Genomic DNA, 20,477 nt, shown 5'->3' with positions numbered 1-20,477 from the left:
CGGGCGCGCGGCCGGCCGGGAGCGTGTCCCGGCCGGCCGCGGCGATCACGCGACGCCCGGGTCCGAGGTCTGCTCGGGTGCGGCGTCGACGTCGTCGATCCGGTACTGGTCCGCGGCCTTCGCCACGACGTCGCGCTCGACCGAACCCTCGGCGGCGAGCGCCTGCAGGACGGCCACCACGATCGACTCGGCGTCGACGTTGAAGTAGCGGCGTGCCGCAGGACGGGTGTCGGAGAAGCCGAACCCATCGGTGCCGAGCGTCGTGTACGACCCGGGCACCCACTGACGGATCTGATCGGGCACCGCGCGCATCCAGTCGCTCGCGGCGACGAACGGGCCCGCGGCGTCGGCGAGCGCCGTCGCGACGTAGGGGACGGGCGCGTCCGTGCTCGGATCGCGAAGCGCCGCCTTCTCGCACTCGACGCCGTCGCGACGCAGTTCACCCCACGACGTCACCGACCACACGTCGGCCGCGACGCCCCAGTCCGACTCGAGCAGCTCCTGCGCCCGCAGGCCGTCCGGAACCGTCACACCCGACACGAGGATCTGGGCCTTCGGCCCCGAGCCCTCCGCCTGCTTGAACAGGTAGATGCCCTTGAGGACGCCCTCGACGTCGAGGTTCTCCGGCTCGGCCGGCTGGTGGTACGGCTCGTTGTACATCGTCAGGTAGTAGATGACGTTCTCGCCGCCGAGCTCGCCCTCCGCGGCGCCCTCGCCGCCGTACATCCGGCGCAGGCCGTCGAGCACGATGTGGGCGATCTCGTACGAGAACGCCGGGTCGTACGCCGCGACGGCGGTGTTCGTCGACGCGAGTAGCAGCGAGTGACCGTCGGCGTGCTGAAGCCCTTCGCCCGTCAGCGTCGTCCGGCCCGCCGTCGCGCCGAGGATGAACCCGCGGGCCATCTGATCGGCCGCCGCCCACAGTCCGTCGCCGGTGCGCTGGAACCCGAACATCGAGTAGAAGATGTACATCGGGATCAGCGGTTCGCCGTGTGTCGCGTAGGACGTGCCGACCGCCGTGAACGACGCCGTCGACCCGGCCTCGTTGATTCCCTCGTGCAGGATCTGACCGGCTTCGCTCTCCTTGTACGCGAGCATGAGCTCGGCGTCGACGGAGGTGTACAGCTGGCCCAGCCGGTTGTAGATCTTCAGCGACGGGAACCACGAGTCCATACCGAACGTGCGTGCCTCGTCGGGGATGATCGGGACGATCCGCTTGCCGAGTTCCTTGTCGCGCAACAGTTCCTTGACGATGCGCACGAACGCCATCGTCGTCGCGACCTCCTGCTTGCCCGATCCCTTGCGCACGACCGACAGCGCCGACTCCGCGGGGATCGCCAGCGGTGTGGCCTTCGTGCGGCGCTCGGGCAGGAATCCGCCGAGCTGACGACGCCGGTCGAGCATGTACTGGATCTCGGGCGACTCCGGCCCCGGGTGGTAGTAGGGGGGCAGGTACGGATCCTTCTCGAGTTCCTCGTCCGAGATCGGGATCCGCTGGACGTCGCGGAACGCCTTGAGGTCGTCGAGCGTGAGCTTCTTCATCTGGTGGGTCGCGTTGCGTCCCTCGAAGTGCTTGCCCAGCGTGTAGCCCTTGATCGTGTGGGCGATGATCACCGTCGGCTGGCCCTTGTGTGCCATCGCGGCGGCGTACGCGGCGTAGATCTTGCGGTAGTCGTGTCCGCCGCGCTTGAGATTCCAGATCTCCTTGTCGGACAGGTTCTTCACGAGCTCCTTGGTGCGCGGATCACGACCGAAGAAGTGCTCGCGCACGAAGGCGCCGTCGTTCGCCTTGTAGGTCTGGAAGTCGCCGTCGGGCGTGACGTTCATGAGGTTGACGAGCGCGCCGTCCTTGTCCCCGTGCAGCAGTGCGTCCCACTCGCGGCCCCAGATCACCTTGATGACGTTCCAGCCCGCACCGCGGAAGAACGACTCGAGTTCCTGGATTATCTTGCCGTTGCCGCGGACCGGACCGTCGAGCCGCTGCAGGTTGGCGTTGACGACGAACGTGAGGTTGTCGAGACCCTCGGTCGCCGCGACGTGCGCGAGACCGCGCGACTCGGGCTCGTCCATCTCGCCGTCGCCGAGGAACGCCCACACGTGCTGCTTCGAGGTGTCCTTGAGGCCGCGGTCGTGCAGGTAGTGGTTGAGCCGCGCCTGGTAGATCGCGTTCATCGGGCCGAGACCCATCGAGACCGTCGGGAACTCCCAGAAGTCGGGGAGCAACCGGGGATGCGGGTACGACGGCAGGCCGCCACCCTTGCTCTTGTGGCTCTGCTCCTGGCGGAACCCGTCCATCTGCGATTCGGTGAGCCGGCCCTCGAGGAACGCGCGGGCGTAGATGCCGGGCGACGCGTGACCCTGGATGAAGATCTGGTCGCCGCCGCCCTCGTGATCCTTGCCGCGGAAGAAGTGGTTGAAGCCGACCTCGTACAGCGCGGCGGACGACGCGTACGTCGAGATGTGCCCGCCCACACCGATTCCGGGACGCTGCGCGCGGTGCACCATGATCGCGGCGTTCCACCGGATGTAGGCGCGGTAGCGGCGCTCGACCTCTTCGTCGCCGGGGAACCACGGCTCGTTCTCGGTCGGAATGGTGTTGACGTAGTCGGTCGAGGTCAGCGCCGGCAGTGCGACGTGTTTCTCGCCCGCCCGCTCGAGCATGCGCAGCATCAGATACCGCGCGCGCTGCGGACCGGACCTGTCGAGCAGGCCGTCGAACGACTCGAGCCACTCCTCGGTCTCGTCGGGATCGATGTCCGGCAGGTAGGACGCGACGCCCTCGCGGATGACGCGAACGCGCCCTTCCGATCGGCTGGGCCCGCCCCGCTGCTGCGCAGCCTCGTCGGCGGCGTCGGGAGTCGATCCTTGAACCAGGTCTGACAAGGTTTCTCCTCGCTCGTGTGGGACGGCCACGGCGCTGCTGCGGTGAGCTCGCGCGCCGATCGTGGGCCCGGTCGGCCCGTGTCCCGGCTTCCGTTCTGATCTACGGCGTGCCTCCATCTTTGCGCATCACGCGGCGCTCGTCACAGCCCCTCCGGGTTACCCGCCAGTAGCGTTTCCCCTCGTCAGCGACGGTAATCGTCCGGGGTGCTCGCGCGCGGCGGTTTCGTCGCACGTAGAGCAGTCGCGAGGGCCGCGGAGGTCGACACGGGAGGTGCACGGCAGCGGAGAAACACACGTGAAGTGGATTCGCCCCGTAGGCTTCGGCTTGCACGATCTCGTACGACGTTGTTCGCTTTGTCGACACTGTCACCGAGCACTACCGACATCGAGGTGCCGCCCGAGCGGCACACCAGAGGAGGAGGACCTCACCGTGGTCGCCGCGGCGGATGCCCAGAGCTACGTTCAGAAACTCGGAATCACGTCCGACATGTTGGTTCAAGAACTGGGCTGGGACGATGACACCGACAACGACCTGCGTGCTGCGGTCGAGGAGGCCATCGCCGACGAGATGATGGACGAGGACACCGACGAGGTGGTCGACGTCGTCCTGTTGTGGTGGCGCGACGACGACGGAGACCTCGCGGACGCCCTCATGGACGCGATCGGTCCGCTGTCGGACGAGGGCTTCGTGTGGGTCCTGACTCCGAAGACGGGACGTGAGGGCCACGTCGAGCCCAGCGAGATCGCGGAGTCCGCGGGTATCGCCGGACTCACGCAGACCTCCGCCGCGAATCTCGGTGAGTGGACGGGCAGCCGGCTGGTGCAACCCAAGTCGAAGCCCACCGGCAAGCGCTGATCTACTGGAGCGGCCGGACGTCCGCCGGCACTCCACCGAGCGAAGGACCTCTCATGCCACTCGAGGTCGGTGCGATCGCGCCGGATTTCACTCTCAAGGATCAGAACAACCAGCTTGTGTCGCTCGCCGACTACCGCGGCGAGAAGAACGTGCTGCTGGTCTTCTTCCCGCTGGCGTTCACCGGAACGTGTCAGGGCGAGTTGTGCCGGGTCCGTGACGAACTGCCGAAGTTCGAGAACGACGAGAGCGCCATCGTCGCGGTCTCCGTCGGTGCGTCGCCGACGCACAAGATCTGGTCCGCCGAGCAGGGATATACCTTCCCGCTCCTCGCCGACTTCTGGCCGCACGGCGCCGTCGCGCAGGCCTACGGCGTGTTCAACGAGGACCTCGGCTTCGCCAATCGCGGCACCTTCGTCATCGACAAGGACGGCGTGGTCCGCTTCGCCGAGATGAACGGTCCCGGTGAGGCCCGTGACCCGGGAACTTGGGAGAAGGCGCTGGCCGCGCTAGAGTCCTGATGCGCGTTCGGCGGGAGCCTTCTCCCGCCGAACCACGCGGGCGTGTAGCTCAGTGGTAGAGCTCTGGTTTTACACACCAGCGGTCGGGGGTTCGATACCCTCCGCGCCCACCGCGTTTCCGTTCCCACACGAATCGATCGGCCGATAACGAAGATTGATCTCCTCGACCGGATCGCCGTTGACGAGTTCGAGGTTCACCGGTTTGCCGCCCGGCGCGTCGTAGAGCCGGATGCCGTCGCCGAGCAACACCGGCAGCACGTGCAGGTCGATCTCGTCGAGCAGGCCACGCTCCAGAAGCTGGCGGCCGAGCGACGCGGACAGCACCTCGACGTTCTTGCCGCCCGCGGCGCGCCGCGCGATCTCCACCGCCTCGGCCAGGTCGCAGTCGAGGAAGGTCACGCCCTCGGTGGGCTCGGCGTCGTCCGGATGGTGGGTGAGGACGAACAGCGGGCCGCTCCACGCACCGCCGTAGACGCCGGTGGCGTCGGGGAAGGCGTCCCACCCGTCGCGGCCGCCGAGGATCGCGCCGGTCGTCTCGATGTACTCCTCGATCAGCCCGGTCCGGTTGGTGGCCGCGGGCATCCAGTCCATGCCGTGCTCGGGCCCGGCGACGAAACCGTCGAGCGACATCGAGAAGTGCCACAGCACTTTTCCGTCCGCCGTTCGTCTCGGGGTGTCGTGCATGCCGTCGCTCCTCCGCTGGGGGCGATCGTCCGGGTCCGATCGCGCTCTCGGACGTCATGACTCGCGGTCGCGCGGAAAGTCATCGCGGCCGCCGGGATCGCGGAGGACGAGGGTCACGGTGATCAGCATGCCGCCGACGGCGACGAGCAGTGCCCCCGCCGCGGTGTAGGCCTGCATCCCCAGCGTGACGGCGTCGCGGACGGCGCCGAGCAGCTCGGGGGAGTCCAGGCGCTCCGCCGTCAGCGTGCCCTCGGGGATCCCCGCCGTGGCAACGGCGGCGTCCGCATCGGGAACGTCCGGTGGCACCGTGTCGGCGAGCGCGGCGCGGTAGATCGTCATGCTCACCGCACCACCGGCGGCGATGCCGAGTGCACTGCCCAGCTCGCCACCGACCTCTTGAGCCGCGGCGGCCGATCCGGTGTCGCGTTCCGGCGCGCTGGAGATGATGAGATCGCTCGTGAGCGCCATCGCCATGCCCTGGCCCAGCCCCACCACCGAGATCGCGGCGACGACGAAGGGCAGGGAGGTGCCGGCGCCCGCCACGAGGAGGGCGGCGTAGAGGAGGACGGCGCCGGCGACGGTGACCGCGAGTCCGAGCGCGACGACCACTGCGGGTCGCATCCGTCCGGCGAGCGGCGGCGCGAGCAGCGCCCCGGCGACGTTCAGGACGACGTACGGGAGCGTCCACACTCCGGCCTGCAGTGGGGTCAGTCCCACGACCCACTGCAGGTACTGCGTCATGAGGAAGAACATCCCCACCACACCGATCGCGGTGAGCAGCAGCGCGGCGAGCGACGCGCCGATCCTGCGGTTGCGCAGCAGCGCGAGGTCGAACAGCGGATCGCGCAGGCGTCGCTGACGTCGCACGAACAGCCCGAGAGCCACGGCACCGGCGACGACGAGGGCGAGGTTCGGCCAGACCGATCCGGTGCCCGCCTCCTGTCCCGCGGCCAGTTCCTGGATCGCATAGACCACCGCGAGCATCCCTGCCACCGAGAGCGCGACGCTGCGGAGGTCGAGTCCGACGCCGCGCTCTCCGGTCTCGTTCCGCTCGGCCGTCGCGGCCGTCCGCTCCGGCAGCAGCCTGCGCCCGGCGACGACGAGCAGGACCATCGGCGGCACGTTGACGAGGAAGACCGACCCCCACCAGAAGAACTCGAGGAGTGCGCCACCGAGGAGCGGCCCGATCGCGCCGCCCACGGAGAAGGCGCTGAACACGATGGCGATCGCCGTTCTCCGCTGCGTCTCGTCCGCGAACATCGTGCGCAGCAACGAGAACAACGACGGCATCAGCGTGGCACCTGCGATGCCCAGCAGCGCGCGTGCGGCGATGAGCATCTCCGGCGTCGACGAGAACGCCGCGACGACCGACAGCAGGGCGAAGGCCGTCGCGCCGACGAACATCAGCCGCCGGGAGCCGACCCGATCGCCGAGACGGCCCATCGTGATGAGGAACCCGGCGATGAGGAATCCGTAGACGTGGACGATCCACAACGACTGCGAGGCAGTCGGATTCAGCTCCTCGCCGAGCGTGGGCAGAGCGAGGAACAGCACCGTGAGATCGCTCGCCAGCGTCAGCATCGGCAGGACGAGCAGCGCGAGCCCGATCCACTCCCGGCGGCCGGCGCGGCCGGCGACCGAGGGTTCGGCGACGCCGGTCCCCGGCGGCCGGTCGGGCGCGGTCACGAGTGCCCCGCCTTCGCGTCCCGCAGCGCGCGAGCCCACCACAGCAACTGGTCGAAGAAGCCCGCGGCCGCGCCGGCCAGCGCGTCCGGGGCGGTGGGTGTGCCGTCGTCGTGGAAGTGATCCGGATAGTCCGGGAAGGTCAGCACGTTGCGGATGGTCATCGTGCCGAGTTCGACGAAGACCGTGCGCAACTGCTCGACTGCCTCGATCCCGCCCGTCCGGCCGCCGTAGGAGACGAAGCCGATCGGGGTTGCCGCCCACTCGTCGTGGAACCAGTCGATGGCGTTCTTCAGCGACGCCGGGTAACCGCGGTTGTACACCGGAGTGACGATCACGACGGCGTCCGCGGCGTGCAGTTGCCCGCCGAGGCTCGCCAGTGCGGGGTGCGCGCCGTGGTCGTTCATCACCGTCGGCAGGTCGAGGTCGGCGAGATCCGCGACGTCGACGTCGATGTCGTCGCGCAGCCGAGCGTGCTCGGCCGCCCATCGGGCAGGCACGGGGCCGAAGCGCCCTTCTCGGGTACTGCCGGTCATCACCAGCACGCGGACGGGTCGTTCGTGGTCGCGGGCCGATCGCGGCGTCGGGTCGGGGAGGGTCGTGGGCCGAGTCATGATCTGCTCCTTCCAATACGTTACGTAACGCACCGTAACTGTCGGAGCGTCGGGTCCGCAATGGTCTGTTGGCGAGTTTTGCGTGGATCGAGCCGGACGCTGCCCGGTGCTGTTACGTACCGTCACGCAATGCCCGGCGTAGGCTGACGGCATGTCACGACGATCCGGGGACGTGGCGGGGCGACCCGAGACGGAGGCGGCGAGCGGGCGCCCCCGCAACCCGCAGATCGGCGAAGCGGTGCTGGCCGCGACCCTCGAACTCCTGGACAAGCACGGGTACTCCGGGATCTCGTTCGAAGCAGTGGCACGTCGTGCCGGCACCACGCGCCCCGCGATCTATCGCCGCTGGTCCGGTCGGGCACCGCTCGTCCTGGATGCGCTCGCGCTGCGGCTCGACGTCCCCGAACCGCCCGATACCGGCTGCACCCTCTGCGACATCGACGAGAGCTTCGGGATCTTCCTCGCCGCCTATCGCAGTACGCGTCCCGACGTGCTCAGTGCCCTCTATGCCGAGTGTGCGCCGGACCCGGAGCTACGCGAGCGGTACCTGCGGGCCATCATCGAGCCGGCTCGACGCGCGGTCGGGAGCACGCTGAATCGGGCGTTCGCGCGCGGCGACCTGCGTCCGGACGTGGACTGCGAACTGCTGCTCGACCTCGTCGAGTCCCTCGTGCACTATCGCGCGATGTTCCGGCCCGATCACCTCACCGACGTCGAGGCGGGAAAGGCTCTCGAACTGCTGATGCAGGGTGCGGCACGCGACTATCCCGCGCTGCTCGCGCACAGCGAGGCCCTCGAACAGGAGCATCACCACACCGCGTAGGGCCCCCGCCCTCGGTCGGGCCGCGTCACGGTGTGACGGCGGCGAGCAGTCGATCGAGTGCGGCGTGCGCTCGATCGCGCGCGGCCGCGTCGTCCGGGTGGGCGGCGATCCACAGCGCGGCTTCGTTCATCGCTCCCGACAGTTGCGCGCTCAACGCATCGACGAGGTCGTCGTCGACGCCGGCGGTGATCAGTGCGTCGCGCAGATGCGCGCCGGAGTTCTCGGCGTCGAGTCGTCGCCACTCGTCCCAGCCCACGACGGGCGGCGCCTCCACCAGCAGAACGCGCGCCGCGGTCGCCGCCGTGATCGCGTCGAGGAAGGCGTGCGAGCCCGCTGCGAGTTGGGCGTGCGGGTCGTCGCCCGCTGCCTCGGCCGCGGCGACGACGGCCGCGGCGACGCGGCGTTGCAGGTGGGCGACGACGGCGCCGAACAGGCCCGCCTTGTTCCGGTAGTGGTGATAGACCGCGCCGCGAGTGACGCCCGCGGCCCGCGCGACGTCGTCGAGCGAGACGGCCGCGAACCCGTGCGAGGCGAAGAGGTCCGCCGCGGATTCCAGCACCTGCTGTGCGGTGCGGGCGGCGACGGCTGCGGACGTACGGGGCATCGGACACCTTCTTTTACGTGCAGAGCGTATGTATAGTCGAACAGTATTCATACGCAGTGTACGTAAAGGAGAGTTCGATGGCTGTCACCAGCGTGTATCCCGTGCTCATGTCACGTGACGTCGCTACCGCGGCGACCTTCTACCGCACGGCACTCGGCTTCGAGACCACCTTCGAGACGGACTGGTACGTCAGCCTGAAGGCGGGGGAGTTCGAGCTGGCGATCCTCGCCCACGAGCACGGCACCGTCCCCGAGGGATACGGAACGCCGCCGAGCGGAGTGATCGTCAACGTCGAGGTCGACGACGTCGATGCCGTCCACGAGCGACTGACGACGGAATTCGGGCTCGACCCGGTGCTGTCGCTGCGGAGCGAGTCGTTCGGGCAGCGGCACTTCATCGTCGCGGCCCCCGACGGCGTGCTCGTGGACGTGATCGAGCCGATCGCGCCCGACGCCGACTTCGCGCAGGCCTACACCGGTGCGTGACGCGGTCGGTCAGCGCCGGCCGTAACGATCGGCGAGCTTGGCCGAGTCGTGTGAGGTGTTCTCGGTGGGGGCGTCCTCGGGGAGCGACCGATCGCGCTGCGCCGATCGCCTGCGCCGACGGAACGGGCCCGTGGGAATCGCGATGTCGCCCATGTAGACCTCGGGCGTATCGGAGTCAGCGTCGGTACGCGCCGGAGTGCGGGGCTCGGGAGCCACAGGCTCTGGAGAGACAGGCTCGACGGGCGCCGGAGCCTCACCGGCGGCGCGTGCCCGGCTCTTGCGACGCTCGCGCAACTCGGCGCGGACGAAGTACGCGAGCCCGAGCGGCGCCATGATGCCGAACGCGACCCACTGGAGCCCGTAGGACAGGTACGGCCCGGCGTCGAGCTGGGGCAGCGGGATCAGGCCGAGCCCGCCCGCCTGATCGGCTTCGAGCTGGACGTACCCGTCGAGCAGTGGCATACCGACGATCTCGCCGATCGGCCCGGGGGCGATCGTGTAGACCTGCGGGACGCCGTCCTCGACGAGCGGCTCGCGGCCGGGGACGACGGGCTCGGCCAGGCGAATCCGGCCCAGCAGGGTCTGCTCACCGCTCGGCGGTGCCTCGACCGGCGGTGCCGCCGTGCCCTCCTCGGGGCGCACGTAGCCGCGATTCACGAGCACGGCGTCACCCGAATCGAGCGCGAAGGGAGTCAGCACCTCGTAGGCGGGGCGCCCGTCGATGGACCGCAGTCGCACGAGGACGTCCGCATCCTGGACGTACTCGCCGGTCGCGGTGACGGAGCGCCATTCGTCGTCGGTCGCGACGGTGCCGCCGCTCGTGATGTCGGTGATCGGGACGACCGGCGCTTCCATCGAATCGGCGATGAGCTGATTGCGGTGCTCGGTGCTCGTGTTCTTGCCCAGCTGCCACGGCGCGAGGATGTAGAAGCACAGGAACGCGAACGCCAGCACCAGCGCGGCGAGCACGAGCCAGCCGGGGCGCAACAGAAACTTGAGCCGTCCCACGGCGTCCACGGTAGCCGGTAGCCCGAGTACTACGGTGCGTCGGGGGCGTGTTCGCGCACCCACTCGACGATGCCGGGAGCCGCGGCTTCGATCTGACGCAGCACCTCCTCGAAGTCGGCGCGGTCGCCGTAGTACGGGTCCGCGACCGAGTCGCCGTCGGCGTCGGGGTCGAAGCTGCGCAGCAGCCGGCGGCGTTCGGTGGGCACCCCGAGACCGGCGAGGTGCCGGTCGTGGCTCGTCGCGAGCGCGACGACGAGGTCTGCGGATGTGTGCTCGTCGCCGACCTGCGCGGCGCTGTGATCCGTCGGATAGCCGTGCTCGCGCAGGACCTCCTCGGCGCGCTCGTCGGCGCGCTCGCCGATGTGCCAGCCGTCGGTACCCGCGCTGCTCACCCGGACGACGCCGGACAGGCCCGCGTCCTCGAGCCGGCGCCGCAGGACGAGCTCCGCCATCGGCGAGCGGCAGATGTTGCCGGTGCACACGAACGTCACGTGCAGTGGTCCGTCATCGCGCGAGCTCACGCAGGACCTCCTCGAGTTCGCCGGTCGTCGCGACCGTACGCCACGCGTGCTCGGCTTCGGCGGGGGCGCCGTAGCCCCAGGCGACGAACACGGCCTTCACGCCCCATAGCGCGGCACCCTCGACGTCGTGTTCGCGGTCGCCGACCATGACGATCGGGACGCCGTCGTGCTCGCCGGGATTCACGCCGAGCGCGCGCAACGAATGCGCGATGACGTCGGACTTCGCGCGACGTGAGCCGTCGAGCGTCGCGCCGCCGACGAAGTCGAGATACTGCGTGAGGTCGAAGTGTTCGAGGATCCGGGCGGCGAACGGCTCGGCCTTCGATGTCGCGACCGCCGTCCGCAGTCCCAGCTCCCGTGCCGTGCGCAGGACGTCGCGCATCCCGGGATACACCGAGTTCTCCGCCCAGCCCTGCTCGTCGTACCGCTCGGTGTAGGCGGTGATCGCTCGCTCGGCGGTCGGCGGATCGAACCCGAGCCGCACGAAGGTGTCGCGCATCGGCGGGCCGATGATGGTGGCGAGGACGTCGTCGCCGGGGACCGGTCGGTCGACGGCGGCGAGCGCGTGCCGGAACGTCCGGTGGATCCCGGGCGCCGAGTCGGTGATCGTCCCGTCGAGGTCGAACAGCACGATGGGGGCCGGTGCGGAATGCTCGGTCGTCACGTCGCCGAGTGTCCCACTTCGCCGCCGCGCGCCCCGAACGGCCGCTCGTGGTGATACGACAGACCGGGGCCACCGAGCACATCAACGTCAGGAGTTCACCGTGACAGCACCGACGCTCGCCGAGGTGATCGCGACCCTCGATGCCGCGTACCCGCCCCATCTGGCGGAGTCGTGGGATTCGGTCGGGCTGGTGTGCGGCGATCCGGCCGACGTCGTGGAGCGCGTCGTCGTCGCCGTCGACGCCACCGCCGAGGTCGTCGACGACGCGATCGCGTCGGGTGCCGATCTGCTGCTGGTGCATCATCCGCTGCTGTTGCGTGGCGTGGACACTGTGAGTGCGGCGACGCCCAAGGGTGCGCTCGTGCATCGGCTGATCCGTGCCGGGTGCGCGCTGTTCACGGCGCACACCAACGCCGACTCCGCGGACCCGGGTGTCTCGGACGCGCTCGCCGCAGTGCTCGGCGTCGAGGTCGAGGGGCCGATCGAGCCGATTCCGTCCGATCCCGTCGACAAGATCGTCGTGTACGTGCCGCCCGGCGACGCCGAGCCGGTGCGCCGGGCGATGTTCGACGCCGGCGCGGGCGCCCTCGGCGAGTACCGCGACTGCAGCTGGGAGGTCACGGGCACCGGGCAGTTCCTGCCCGAGTCGGGCGCCCGCCCCGCGGTCGGGGAGGTCGGGGTACTCGAGCGGCTCGCCGAGATCCGGATCGAGGTCGTCGCGCCGCGGCGGGCGCGAGGCGCCGTCGTCGCGGCGATGCGCGGTGCACACCCGTACGAGGAGATGGCGTTCGGCGTGTTCGAGCAGGCGGGCGTTCCCACGGCCCGCGGGCTCGGCCGGGTCGGCACCGTGGGGGAGACGACGCTGCGGGAGTTCACCGAGCGGGTGTCTCGCGCGCTGCCGCGGACGACATGGGGTGTGCGCGCCGCGGGTGACCCGGACGCACCGGTGCGGCGGGTCGCCGTGTCGGGCGGTGCAGGCGACTCGCTGCTCGGTGCGGTCACGCGGCTCGGCGTCGACGTCTTCGTCACCGCGGACCTGCGGCATCACCCCGCGGACGAGCATCTGCGGGCGGGCGGCCCCGCCCTGATCGACGTCGCACACTGGGCGAGCGAGCAGCCGTGGTGCGGGCAGGCGAAAGACGTCCTCGATCGTGCCTTCGCCGATCGGGGAACGACGTGCACGATCAGCGCGCTGCGGACCGACCCGTGGACGCTCGGGGGCCACGGATGCGACACCGACTCCGCGTGACTCGCGCGGTACGGTGGCAACTACCGCCCTTTCACCATCAGGAGTTGCGCAGTTGAACGTCGAACCCACTGTTCAGTCCCGGCTGCTCGAGGTCGCCGGGGTGGACGCCGAGCTCGCACGACTGGCACATCGCCGGGGACACCTGCCCGAGCAGGCCGAGGTCGATCGGCTCGAGGCGGAGCGGGTCTCGCGCAAGGACGCCGCGGTCGCCGTCGAGATCGCCATCGACGACCTCGACCGCGACATCCGCAAGCTCGAGGGCGAGGTGGACGCCGTCCGCAAGCGCGGCGATCGTGACCGTTCGCTGCTGCAAGGCGGCTCGGTCGGGGCGAAGCAGCTCACCGAGCTCGAACACGAACTCGGCAGCCTCGAGCGTCGGCAGGGACTGCTCGAGGGCGAACTCCTCGAGGTCATGGAACGGCGCGAGGCGACGCAGGCCGATCACTCGCACGCCGGCGCGCAGCTGTCGAAGGCCGAGGACGAACTGATCGATGCACAGCGTCGCCGTGACGACGCTCTCGCGGACGTCGACTCGGCGATCCAGGCGCGCACGGGCAACCGCGACGAACTCGTCGCCGGGCTGCCCGACGACCTCCTGGCCGTCTACGAGAAGCAGCGCGCGTCGCGCGGGATCGGGGCCGCGTTGCTGCAGGCCCGCCGATGCGGCGCGTGCCGGATCGAACTCGATCGCGGCGAGATCGCCCGGATCTCGGCGACACCCGCCGACGAGGTCGTCCGGTGCCCCGAGTGCGGCGCGATCCTCGTCCGCACCAAGGAATCCGGCTTGTGAGCAGCGCCGCGACGTCGGTCGTCGTCGAGGCCGACGGCGGTTCGCGCGGCAACCCCGGACCCGCCGGGTACGGGGCCGTCGTCCTCGACTCCCACGACGCAGTGCTGGCCGAGCGCAAGCAGTTCCTCGGTACGACGACGAACAACGTCGCCGAGTACAGCGGCCTGATCGCGGGACTGCGCGCGGCCGCCGATCTCGGTGCCCGCGAGGTCGAGGTTCGGATGGACTCCAAGCTCGTCGTCGAGCAGATGAGCGGGCGCTGGAAGGTCAAGAACGCCGATCTTGCCGTCCTCCATCGTGAGGCGAAAGGCATTGCGGCGCAGTTCGATACCGTCTCCTACACGTGGATCCCGCGTGCCCGCAACGCACGGGCGGATCTGCTCGCGAACGAGGCGATGGATGCCGGCACGGCCGATCCGGCAGCTCCGCTCCCGCCCGACCCCAAGGCCGAGCACGGCACGAAGGCGCCCGTCGCGGCGCCGCAGTCGCCGGGCTGGATGGCGACGTCGGGAGCGCCGACCCGGCTGCTGCTGCTCCGTCACGGCCAGACGCCGCTCTCGGTGGAGAAGCGCTATTCGGGACGCGGCAACCCCGGGCTGACCGATCTCGGCCGCACGCAGGCCGCCCGTGCCGCACGGCGTTTCGGCGATCGCGGCGGTGTCGCCGCCGTCGTGACGTCGCCGCTCGCGCGTGCTCACGCCACGGCGACCGCCGTCGCCGACGCCCTCGGCCTTCCGGTGACGGAACACGAGGGACTGATCGAGACGGACTTCGGCGACTGGGAAGGGCTGACGTTCACCGAGGCCGCCGAGCGCGATCCGGACGTGCATGCGCAGTGGCTCGCCGACACCTCCGTTCCGGCACCCGGCGGGGAGAGTTTCGACGCGGTGCGTGCGCGCGTGGAGGCCACGCGGGCCGACCTGACCGAGCGCTATGCGGGCGGCAACGTCCTCGTCGTCTCGCACGTCACGCCCATCAAGACCTTCCTGCAGCTCGCGCTCGACGCCGGGCCGGGACTGCTCTACAAGCTGCACCTCGATCTCGCCTCGTTGAGCATCGCCGAGTTCTACGGTGACGGCGGGTCGTCCGTCCGGCTCGTCAACGACACGTCGCATCTGGCCTAGCTCGGGTGATCGGTCACCGGGCGCGCTCGCGTGCAGTGACGCCGCTCGCGCACCACAATTCCCGCTACGCACCTAGAATTTCGGGTGCGTGGGGCGATATCGGGTGCGCAAGCGAGCCCGCCGCCATCACGTCACGAGCCCCATCACGTCACCAACCACAGGGCTGTCACGGCGGCGACGAGGGCGAGTGGCGTCGAGATCACACCGACCGCCGTGAACGTCGAGAGCTGGACGGGTTCGCCGGAGAGTGCGCTGATCCGCCGCCACAGCATGGTCGCGAGCGAACCGACGTACGTGAGGTTGGGTCCGAGGTTCACGCCGATCAGCAGCGCGAGGATCAGTGCCGGTTCGGCGGTGGGCCCGAGCGCCGCGAGCAGCAGCAGCGTCGCCGGAAGATTGTTGAGGGCGTTCGACGCGAGCGCGGCGACCACGGCCACCGCGAGTAGCGCACCCCACGACGTGCCGGACGGAAGCACCTCGGCGAGAGCGGATCCGAGCGTCCCGGAGGACACACCGTCGACGACGACACCGAGCGCGAGAACGAACAGGCAGAACCACACGTCCGCCGCGCGCACGATGCGTCGCGGCGTGCTCGTGCCGTGGTGCAGCGCACCCGAACCGAGCACGATCGCGGCCGCGAGCGCCACCCACACCGGCTCGACGCCGAAGGCACCCGACACCGCGAAACCCGCGAGCGTGAACGCCAGCACCGTCAACGCGAACACCGGCGTCGGCTCGGCGGGGCGCGAGCTCTGTTGCGGCGCAGGAGGTGCCGGTCTCGCGGTGAGGGCGTCGCGGAAGTACACCCGCACCACGACGAACTGGACGACGAGGACAACCAGCCACGGCAACGCCATCGTCGCCGCGAACCCGACGAACGTCAGCCCCGTCGCACCGAAGGCGAGGAGATTGGTCAGGTTCGACACCGGCAGCAGCAGCGACGCTGAATTGGCCAGGTGCACCGTCGCATACGAGTGCGGGCGGGGATCCATGCCCGCACGCCGTGCCGCGGCCACGACGATCGGCGTCAGCAGGACGACGGTCGCGTCGAGGCTGAGCACCGCGGTGACCGCGGTCGCCGCGACGAACACCATGCGCAGCATCGCCCGCGGCGAATCTCCTGCCCGGCGATCGAACAGTGCCGCCGTCCACCGGAACACGCCGTGCGCGTCGGCGAGATGCCCGACGACGAGGATCGCCGCGAGGAAGGCGACCGTGGGGGCGAGTTCGCGCACGGTGTCGGCGGCACGCCCCAGCGGAACGAGCCCGCTGGCCACGGCGACGAAGGCCGCCGGCGCCGCGACGACGATCTCGGGAAGCCCGCGCGGGCGGACGATCGCGAAGACGAGGACCGCGGCGACGAGTGCGACCGCGAGAAGGGTCACGCGAGAATGCGCCGCAGCGTGCGCAGATTGCGCGACGTCGTCCCGGACTTCCACCTGCTGCGCGCGAGTTCGCGGCCGAACGTGCTGCCCAGCGTCTGCCCCTTCGGGACGTCCCAGTAGACGACACCGTCGCCACCCGCGACGCTGTCCACATCGCCGCGCGGGGCCGAAGCCAGTTCCGCAGCCGACCCGGCGTCGGCCACGAACACGACGTACGGCTGTCGGTCGTCGGCGAGATCGAACGGATATCCGTCGGCGATCCCGGCGAGCGTCTCGAGGTCCAGAACGAGCGTCCAGGCGTCGTATCCGAAGCCTGCGCGCAACGCATCGGTGATGTGCTCGGCGAGAGCGAGCCGATCGGTCTCGGGCGACTCGAAGACGACGTTGCCGCTCGCGAGCACCGGACGGACGCCGCCGAAACCGAGCGTCGCGGAGAACGTCGCGCGGAGATCGGCCGAGCGCAGCGTCACCCCACCGACGTTGACCCCACGCAGCAGCGCGACGTAGTTCATGGACACACACTAGTGCGGCCGGACGCCGCTTCGCGGTGCTCTACACTGGTCGGCGCGGACGAGTCGGCCGGGCGACCGCGTTCGGAGGAACCCACACGTCACTCGTGTGACGCCTCCGACCGAGGAAAGTCCGGACTCCACAGAGCAGGGCGGTTGCTAACGGCAACCCGAGGTGACTCGCGGGACAGTGCCACAGAAAACAGACCGCCGGCCTCTTTCGAGAGCGTCGGTGAGGGTGAAACGGTGCGGTAAGAGCGCACCAGCACCCCGGGTGACCGGGGTGGCTAGGTAAACCCCGCCCGGAGCAAGGTTGAAGGCCGCACCACCTCGGTGGTGCGGTTGCGCAGGTGTTCGAGGGCTGCTCGCCCGAGCCTGCGGGTGAACCGCTCGAGGTACCCGGCGACGGTGTGCCCAGATGGATGGTCGCCCCCCGGTGCGTGCACCGGGGACAGGATCCGGCTTACACGCCGGCTCGTCCGCCCCCGGTGGCCTGCACGTCAGATCGGGCGAATCGCGAAGACCGTGGCCCAGTAGGCCGCGGCGTCGGGCCCGAGGAAGGGCACCAGCTGGTCGAACAGGATCGTGGACACGTGTGCTCCGTTCGTTCGCTCGTCTTGTGAAGTCGAGCCCTGTGAGGTCGAGCCGTGCCGGCCGGGTGGCCGACCGCCGCCGAGGGTAACAGTGCTCGCGGCGACAGGGGCGTGTCGTCACCGGGAAGAAGAACACATGTGGTGTCGGGAGTGACACACTCGCACCATGACGACGGACCCCGACAAGCTCTGGTACTACGACCTGTCCACCGGCGAGGTTTCGCAGGGTCGGCAGGTCTCGACGTTCGACCGCATCGGGCCGTACCCCGACCGTGAGTCCGCGCAGCACGCGCTCGAGAAGGCTCGCGAACGCACCGAGGCCGCCGACGCCGAGGACCGGCGCTGGAACGAGGGCTGGAAGGACTGACCGGTCACGTTCCCAGCGTCACGAACAGATTGACCGCTGCGGCCAGCACGAACGTCCCGAACAGGTACGAGAGCATCGACTGCCGCAGCACGCTCATCCGGATCGCGTGCGACGAGATGTTCGTGTCCGACACCTGATACGTCATGCCCAGCACGAACGAGACGTACGCGAAATCCGAGTAGGCGGGATCCTCGCGCGGATCGTCGGCCGAGTTCTCGAAGTCGATGCCGCCGACGGGCGGCGCGTAGTACTGCCGCGCGTAACGCAACGCGAACACGGTGTGGACGACGAACCAGGACAGCACGATCGTCGCCAGACCGAGCGCGATCGTCGCGATCCGTGCGACACCGCCCTCCGTCGAGGCCCGCACCAGCAGCACGACGACACTCGCGAGACTCGCTACCGAGGCTGCGCCGAGGATGATGTCCGTGGTCCGCTGCGTCGCGTCCTCGCGCGTCGCGTGCGCCCGGGTGGTCCGCCCGTCCATCGGCCCGACGCGCCACCACGTGAGCGCGAGGAACACCGCGGCCGCTGCGTCCCAGCCCGCTGCCGCCGCGTATCCCCACGAACCCGCGACGACGATGATCGCGGTGACGACGACTCCGACGCCGAACGCGATCGAGACCCGCAGCGATGCGTCGTGGAACTCGTCGCCCCGGGGTTCGGCGGCCCGGTCGCCGTCGCCGCGGCCGGTCACGGGCGGAAGCGGTCCGTCGCCGACACGAGCCTGTCGACGATGCCGGGTTCGGACGCCGAATGGCCTGCGTCGTCCACGATGTGGAGCGACGACCCGGGCCACGCGCGGTGCAGTTCCCACGCGCTCGTCGCGGGACACACGAGGTCGTAACGGCCCTGCACGATGGTGCCGGGAACACCGGCGAGTGCGGGCGCGCCGCGTAGCAGCGCGCCCTCCTCGAAGAATCCGCCGTGCACGAAGTAGTGATTCTCGATCCGCGCGAAGGCCGTCGCGAAACGCGGCTGCGCGGTGTGCGCGACGCGGTCGGGGGACGGCAGCAACGTACTCGTCGCGCCCTCCCACGTCGACCACGCGACGGCAGCGGCGGCGGCGACGTCGGGATCGTCGTCGTGCAGCAGCCGGTGGTAGGCCGCGACGAGGTCGCCGCCGCGCTCCGCCTCGGGGATCGGCGCGAGGAACTGCTCCCAGTGTTCGGGGAAGACGTGGCCCGCACCGCCGCCGTAGTACCAGTCGATCTCGCTGCGGCGCAGCAGGAAGATGCCGCGCAGCACGAGTTCGGTCACGCGGTCGCGGTGTGCCTGCGCGTAGGCGAGCGCGAGCGTCGAGCCCCACGACCCGCCGAAGACCTGCCAGTGCTCGACGCCGAGATGCTCACGCAGCGTTTCGATGTCGGCGATCAGGTGGGGCGTCGTGTTCACCGACAGGTCGGCGCCGTCCGCGACGTGTGGAACCGAGCGCCCGCACCCGCGCTGATCGAACAGCACGATGCGGTACGAGGCGGGGTCGAAGAAGCGCCGCTGGTCGGGATCCGTTGCGCCGCCGGGTCCGCCGTGGGGGAACACGACCGGCTTGCCGTCGGGGTCGCCGCTCGTCTCCCAGTACAGCGACTGACCGTCGCCGACGTCGAGCATGCCCGTCGCGTACGGCTCGATGGCGGGATACAGGGTGCGCAACTCGGTATTCGACATGCCCCGATCATGCCCGCGCGCCGCGTGGTTCGGGCGGCGATGCGCCGCCGGAGGCGTCAGAACCCGACGATGCCGGAGGCGAGGTCGGGGATGTCGAGAGCCGAGATCGCGCCCTCGCGGACGTCGGGACACGCTGCGGCCGTGATGGTGTCGACACGGCCGCGATCCTGCAGGTACGCCGCGGGGTTCTGGCCGTTCTGCGCGATCCACGTGCCGACGAGGATGTTGAGCCCGCCGCGGCCGATCGACGGTGTGTACGTCCGCCAGCTCTGCAGCTGCCGCTCCATCTCGCTGCACAGTGCGTCGGCCTGCGTCTGTGTCACGCCACCGGCGACGGGCGCGTCGGGCGCGGGCGTCGTGGTGGTCTCGGCCGACGGTGCGGGGGCAGGCGCCGGCGGGGGAGGGGGCCCGCCGCAGCCCGCGAGGACGGCCGCGGTGGCGGCGAGCAGCACGGACACCGGCAGCGCGTGCCGCCGGTGTCGTGCCGTCTCGCGTCGTGCGGTCCTGCGTCGTGTGTCGGTCGGTCGAGCGGTCACGAACACCCCTGTTCGGGAGGGCGCCGGATCAGAAGCTGTGTTCGGATCCCGGGAACGTGCCCCTGGCCACCTCGTCGGCGTATGCCGCCGCGGCAGCGCGCAATTCGTCTCCGACGTTACCGAATCGCTTGACGAACCTCGCGGTGCGTCCGCTGGTGTAGCCGGCCATGTCCTGCCACACCAGTACCTGCGCGTCGCACTCGTTGCCGGCGCCGATGCCGACGGTGGGGATGGTGAGCTTGCGGGTGACCTGCCCGGCGATGTCGGCGGGCACCATCTCCATCACGACGGCGAAGGCGCCGGCCTCCTGCACGGCGATCGCATCGGCGACGAGTTGCTCGGCGCCGTCGCCACGGCCCTGCACGCGGAAGCCGCCGAGTCCGTTGACGCTCTGCGGCGTGAAGCCGATGTGCGCCATGACGGGGATACCGGCCGCGGTGAGCGCTGCGATCTGCGGGGCGACGCGTTCGCCGCCTTCGAGCTTGACGGCGTGGGCCTGGCCCTCCTTGAGGAACCGCACCGCCGTCTCGAGCGCCTGCTGCGGCGAGGCCTCGTACGTTCCGAACGGGAGGTCGGCGACGACGAGCGCGTGCGGTGCACCGCGGACGACGCCGCGCACGAGCGGCAGCATCTCGTCGGTCGTGACGGGGACGGTCGTGTCGTAGCCGTACACGACGTTGGCGGCGGAATCGCCGACGAGGAGCACGGGGATGCCGGCTTCCTCGAAGAGGGCGGCGGTGGAGTGGTCGTAGGCCGTGAGCATCGGCCAGCGTTCGCCGCGGGTCTTCATCTCCTGGAGATGGTGGGTGCGGGTACGGCGCGTGAGGCCGGTGTGGGGTGCGGAGCCGGAGGCCCCGTAGGGCGAGCGGTCGGCCGCGGTGGAGTCGGACGCAGACGTCTCGGACATGGTGTCCCT

The 20,477-nt window shown here is 70.2% G+C and carries 22 protein-coding genes, 1 tRNA gene and 1 other RNA gene; 10 read left to right on the top strand and 14 right to left on the bottom strand.

All coding sequences use genetic code 11. The annotated features are described in order from the left end of the window. Positions 1-45 precede the first annotated feature (45 nt). Positions 46-2,883, bottom strand: coding sequence for a pyruvate dehydrogenase (acetyl-transferring), homodimeric type (gene aceE / locus RR1_RS12480; protein ID WP_040773652.1), 2,838 nt, complete (start codon positions 2,881-2,883; stop codon positions 46-48). 430 nt (positions 2,884-3,313) lie between these two features. Between aceE and RR1_RS12475 the strand changes: the two genes are divergently transcribed. The 3 genes from RR1_RS12475 to RR1_RS12465 all read left to right on the top strand — a co-directional run bounded on the left by RR1_RS12475 (position 3,314) and on the right by RR1_RS12465 (position 4,367). Next, positions 3,314-3,739 (top strand): DUF3052 domain-containing protein, encoded by a 426-nt coding sequence (locus RR1_RS12475; protein WP_010838651.1) that lies wholly within the window; start codon positions 3,314-3,316, stop codon positions 3,737-3,739. 53 nt (positions 3,740-3,792) lie between these two features. Beyond that, positions 3,793-4,257: a peroxiredoxin gene (locus tag RR1_RS12470; RefSeq protein WP_010838650.1), complete on the top strand. Its 465-nt coding sequence runs from the start codon at positions 3,793-3,795 to the stop codon at positions 4,255-4,257. Positions 4,258-4,295: 38 nt separating this feature from the next. Further along, positions 4,296-4,367 (top strand) — tRNA-Val (locus RR1_RS12465). Here RR1_RS12465 and RR1_RS12460 read toward each other — a convergent pair. The 3 genes from RR1_RS12460 to RR1_RS12450 form a co-directional block, all read right to left on the bottom strand. Then, positions 4,327-4,839, bottom strand: coding sequence for a dihydrofolate reductase family protein (locus tag RR1_RS12460; RefSeq protein ID WP_338010969.1), 513 nt, complete (start codon positions 4,837-4,839; stop codon positions 4,327-4,329). The two genes, RR1_RS12465 and RR1_RS12460, sit on opposite strands and share 41 nt — an antisense overlap. 156 nt (positions 4,840-4,995) lie before the next feature. Next, a complete protein-coding gene (locus tag RR1_RS12455) occupies positions 4,996-6,522 on the bottom strand; it encodes an MFS transporter (protein WP_143153821.1) in 1,527 nt (508 codons plus the stop codon). 101 nt (positions 6,523-6,623) lie between these two features. Continuing rightward, positions 6,624-7,238 carry an NADPH-dependent FMN reductase gene (locus RR1_RS12450; RefSeq protein ID WP_051111197.1) on the bottom strand — a complete coding sequence of 205 codons (615 nt, stop codon included), beginning with the start codon at positions 7,236-7,238 and terminating at the stop codon, positions 6,624-6,626. A 151-nt stretch (positions 7,239-7,389) separates the two neighbouring features. On the opposite strand from RR1_RS12450, the gene RR1_RS12445 reads away from it, so the two are divergent. After that, the gene (locus RR1_RS12445; RefSeq protein WP_010838647.1) at positions 7,390-8,061 is read left to right on the top strand and encodes a TetR/AcrR family transcriptional regulator; all 672 of its coding nucleotides are present in this window, start codon (positions 7,390-7,392) and stop codon (positions 8,059-8,061) included. Between the two features lie 25 nt (positions 8,062-8,086). On the opposite strand, the gene RR1_RS12440 is transcribed toward RR1_RS12445, so the two are convergent. Further along, positions 8,087-8,665 carry a TetR/AcrR family transcriptional regulator gene (locus tag RR1_RS12440; RefSeq protein WP_010838646.1) on the bottom strand — a complete coding sequence of 193 codons (579 nt, stop codon included), beginning with the start codon at positions 8,663-8,665 and terminating at the stop codon, positions 8,087-8,089. Positions 8,666-8,742: 77 nt separating this feature from the next. Here RR1_RS12440 and RR1_RS12435 point away from each other — a divergent pair, with 77 nt between their 5' ends. Then, positions 8,743-9,150, top strand: a complete 408-nt coding sequence (locus tag RR1_RS12435) for a VOC family protein (protein WP_010838645.1) — start codon at positions 8,743-8,745, stop codon at positions 9,148-9,150. Between the two features lie 9 nt (positions 9,151-9,159). Here the strand turns inward: RR1_RS12435 and RR1_RS12430 are convergent, their stop codons facing one another. From RR1_RS12430 to RR1_RS12420, 3 genes are read right to left on the bottom strand one after another with little or no spacing between them, the layout of a single operon-like run. Then, positions 9,160-10,158 (bottom strand): SURF1 family cytochrome oxidase biogenesis protein, encoded by a 999-nt coding sequence (locus tag RR1_RS12430; RefSeq protein WP_040773665.1) that lies wholly within the window; start codon positions 10,156-10,158, stop codon positions 9,160-9,162. Positions 10,159-10,187: 29 nt separating this feature from the next. After that, positions 10,188-10,679 carry a low molecular weight protein-tyrosine-phosphatase gene (locus tag RR1_RS12425; protein WP_040773641.1) on the bottom strand — a complete coding sequence of 164 codons (492 nt, stop codon included), beginning with the start codon at positions 10,677-10,679 and terminating at the stop codon, positions 10,188-10,190. Beyond that, positions 10,663-11,343 (bottom strand): HAD hydrolase-like protein, encoded by a 681-nt coding sequence (locus tag RR1_RS12420; RefSeq protein WP_010838642.1) that lies wholly within the window; start codon positions 11,341-11,343, stop codon positions 10,663-10,665. Before RR1_RS12420 ends, RR1_RS12425 begins: the two co-directional genes overlap by 17 nt. Before the next feature lie 100 nt (positions 11,344-11,443). Between RR1_RS12420 and RR1_RS12415 the strand changes: the two genes are divergently transcribed. Genes RR1_RS12415 through RR1_RS12405 form a run of 3 tightly spaced genes read left to right on the top strand, consistent with a single transcriptional unit; the run spans position 11,444 to position 14,506 of the window. Beyond that, positions 11,444-12,592: a Nif3-like dinuclear metal center hexameric protein gene (locus tag RR1_RS12415; RefSeq protein ID WP_010838640.1), complete on the top strand. Its 1,149-nt coding sequence runs from the start codon at positions 11,444-11,446 to the stop codon at positions 12,590-12,592. A 52-nt stretch (positions 12,593-12,644) separates the two neighbouring features. Beyond that, on the top strand, positions 12,645-13,382 hold the full coding sequence (locus RR1_RS21950) for a zinc ribbon domain-containing protein (RefSeq protein WP_010838639.1): 738 nt from the start codon (positions 12,645-12,647) through the stop codon (positions 13,380-13,382). Continuing rightward, positions 13,379-14,506 (top strand): bifunctional RNase H/acid phosphatase, encoded by a 1,128-nt coding sequence (locus tag RR1_RS12405; protein WP_010838638.1) that lies wholly within the window; start codon positions 13,379-13,381, stop codon positions 14,504-14,506. The genes RR1_RS21950 and RR1_RS12405 overlap by 4 nt, the downstream gene beginning before the upstream one ends. A 143-nt stretch (positions 14,507-14,649) precedes the next feature. Here RR1_RS12405 and RR1_RS12400 read toward each other — a convergent pair whose 3' ends face one another. Next, positions 14,650-15,891, bottom strand: coding sequence for an ArsB/NhaD family transporter (locus RR1_RS12400; protein ID WP_010838637.1), 1,242 nt, complete (start codon positions 15,889-15,891; stop codon positions 14,650-14,652). Continuing rightward, complete coding sequence (locus RR1_RS12395) at positions 15,888-16,403, bottom strand: DUF1697 domain-containing protein (RefSeq protein ID WP_010838636.1); 516 nt, start codon at positions 16,401-16,403, stop codon at positions 15,888-15,890. Before RR1_RS12395 ends, RR1_RS12400 begins: the two co-directional genes overlap by 4 nt. A gap of 59 nt (positions 16,404-16,462) precedes the next feature. On the opposite strand from RR1_RS12395, the gene rnpB reads away from it, so the two are divergent. Then, an RNA gene (gene rnpB, locus RR1_RS12390) (RNase P RNA component class A) lies at positions 16,463-16,882 on the top strand. A gap of 277 nt (positions 16,883-17,159) precedes the next feature. Next, positions 17,160-17,360 carry a hypothetical protein gene (locus tag RR1_RS12380; RefSeq protein ID WP_010838633.1) on the top strand — a complete coding sequence of 67 codons (201 nt, stop codon included), beginning with the start codon at positions 17,160-17,162 and terminating at the stop codon, positions 17,358-17,360. Positions 17,361-17,364: 4 nt separating this feature from the next. Here RR1_RS12380 and RR1_RS12375 read toward each other — a convergent pair whose 3' ends face one another. The 4 genes from RR1_RS12375 to panB all read right to left on the bottom strand — a co-directional run bounded on the left by RR1_RS12375 (position 17,365) and on the right by panB (position 20,468). After that, complete coding sequence (locus tag RR1_RS12375; RefSeq protein WP_010838632.1) at positions 17,365-18,057, bottom strand: DUF1345 domain-containing protein; 693 nt, start codon at positions 18,055-18,057, stop codon at positions 17,365-17,367. Further along, a complete protein-coding gene (pip, locus tag RR1_RS12370; protein ID WP_010838631.1) occupies positions 18,054-19,025 on the bottom strand; it encodes a prolyl aminopeptidase in 972 nt (323 codons plus the stop codon). The genes RR1_RS12375 and pip overlap by 4 nt, the downstream gene beginning before the upstream one ends. 56 nt (positions 19,026-19,081) lie before the next feature. Continuing rightward, complete coding sequence (locus RR1_RS12365; protein WP_010838630.1) at positions 19,082-19,483, bottom strand: hypothetical protein; 402 nt, start codon at positions 19,481-19,483, stop codon at positions 19,082-19,084. A 106-nt stretch (positions 19,484-19,589) separates the two neighbouring features. Beyond that, a complete protein-coding gene (gene panB, locus RR1_RS12360; RefSeq protein ID WP_010838629.1) occupies positions 19,590-20,468 on the bottom strand; it encodes a 3-methyl-2-oxobutanoate hydroxymethyltransferase in 879 nt (292 codons plus the stop codon). Positions 20,469-20,477 lie beyond the last annotated feature (9 nt).

It is taken from the genome of Rhodococcus rhodnii NBRC 100604, assembly GCF_001894925.1.
Taxonomy (GTDB): Bacteria; Actinomycetota; Actinomycetes; order Mycobacteriales; family Mycobacteriaceae; genus Rhodococcus_F; species Rhodococcus_F rhodnii.
The sequence above is the reverse complement of the archived record's forward strand: the minus strand, read 5'-3'. Positions and strand labels throughout refer to the sequence as shown.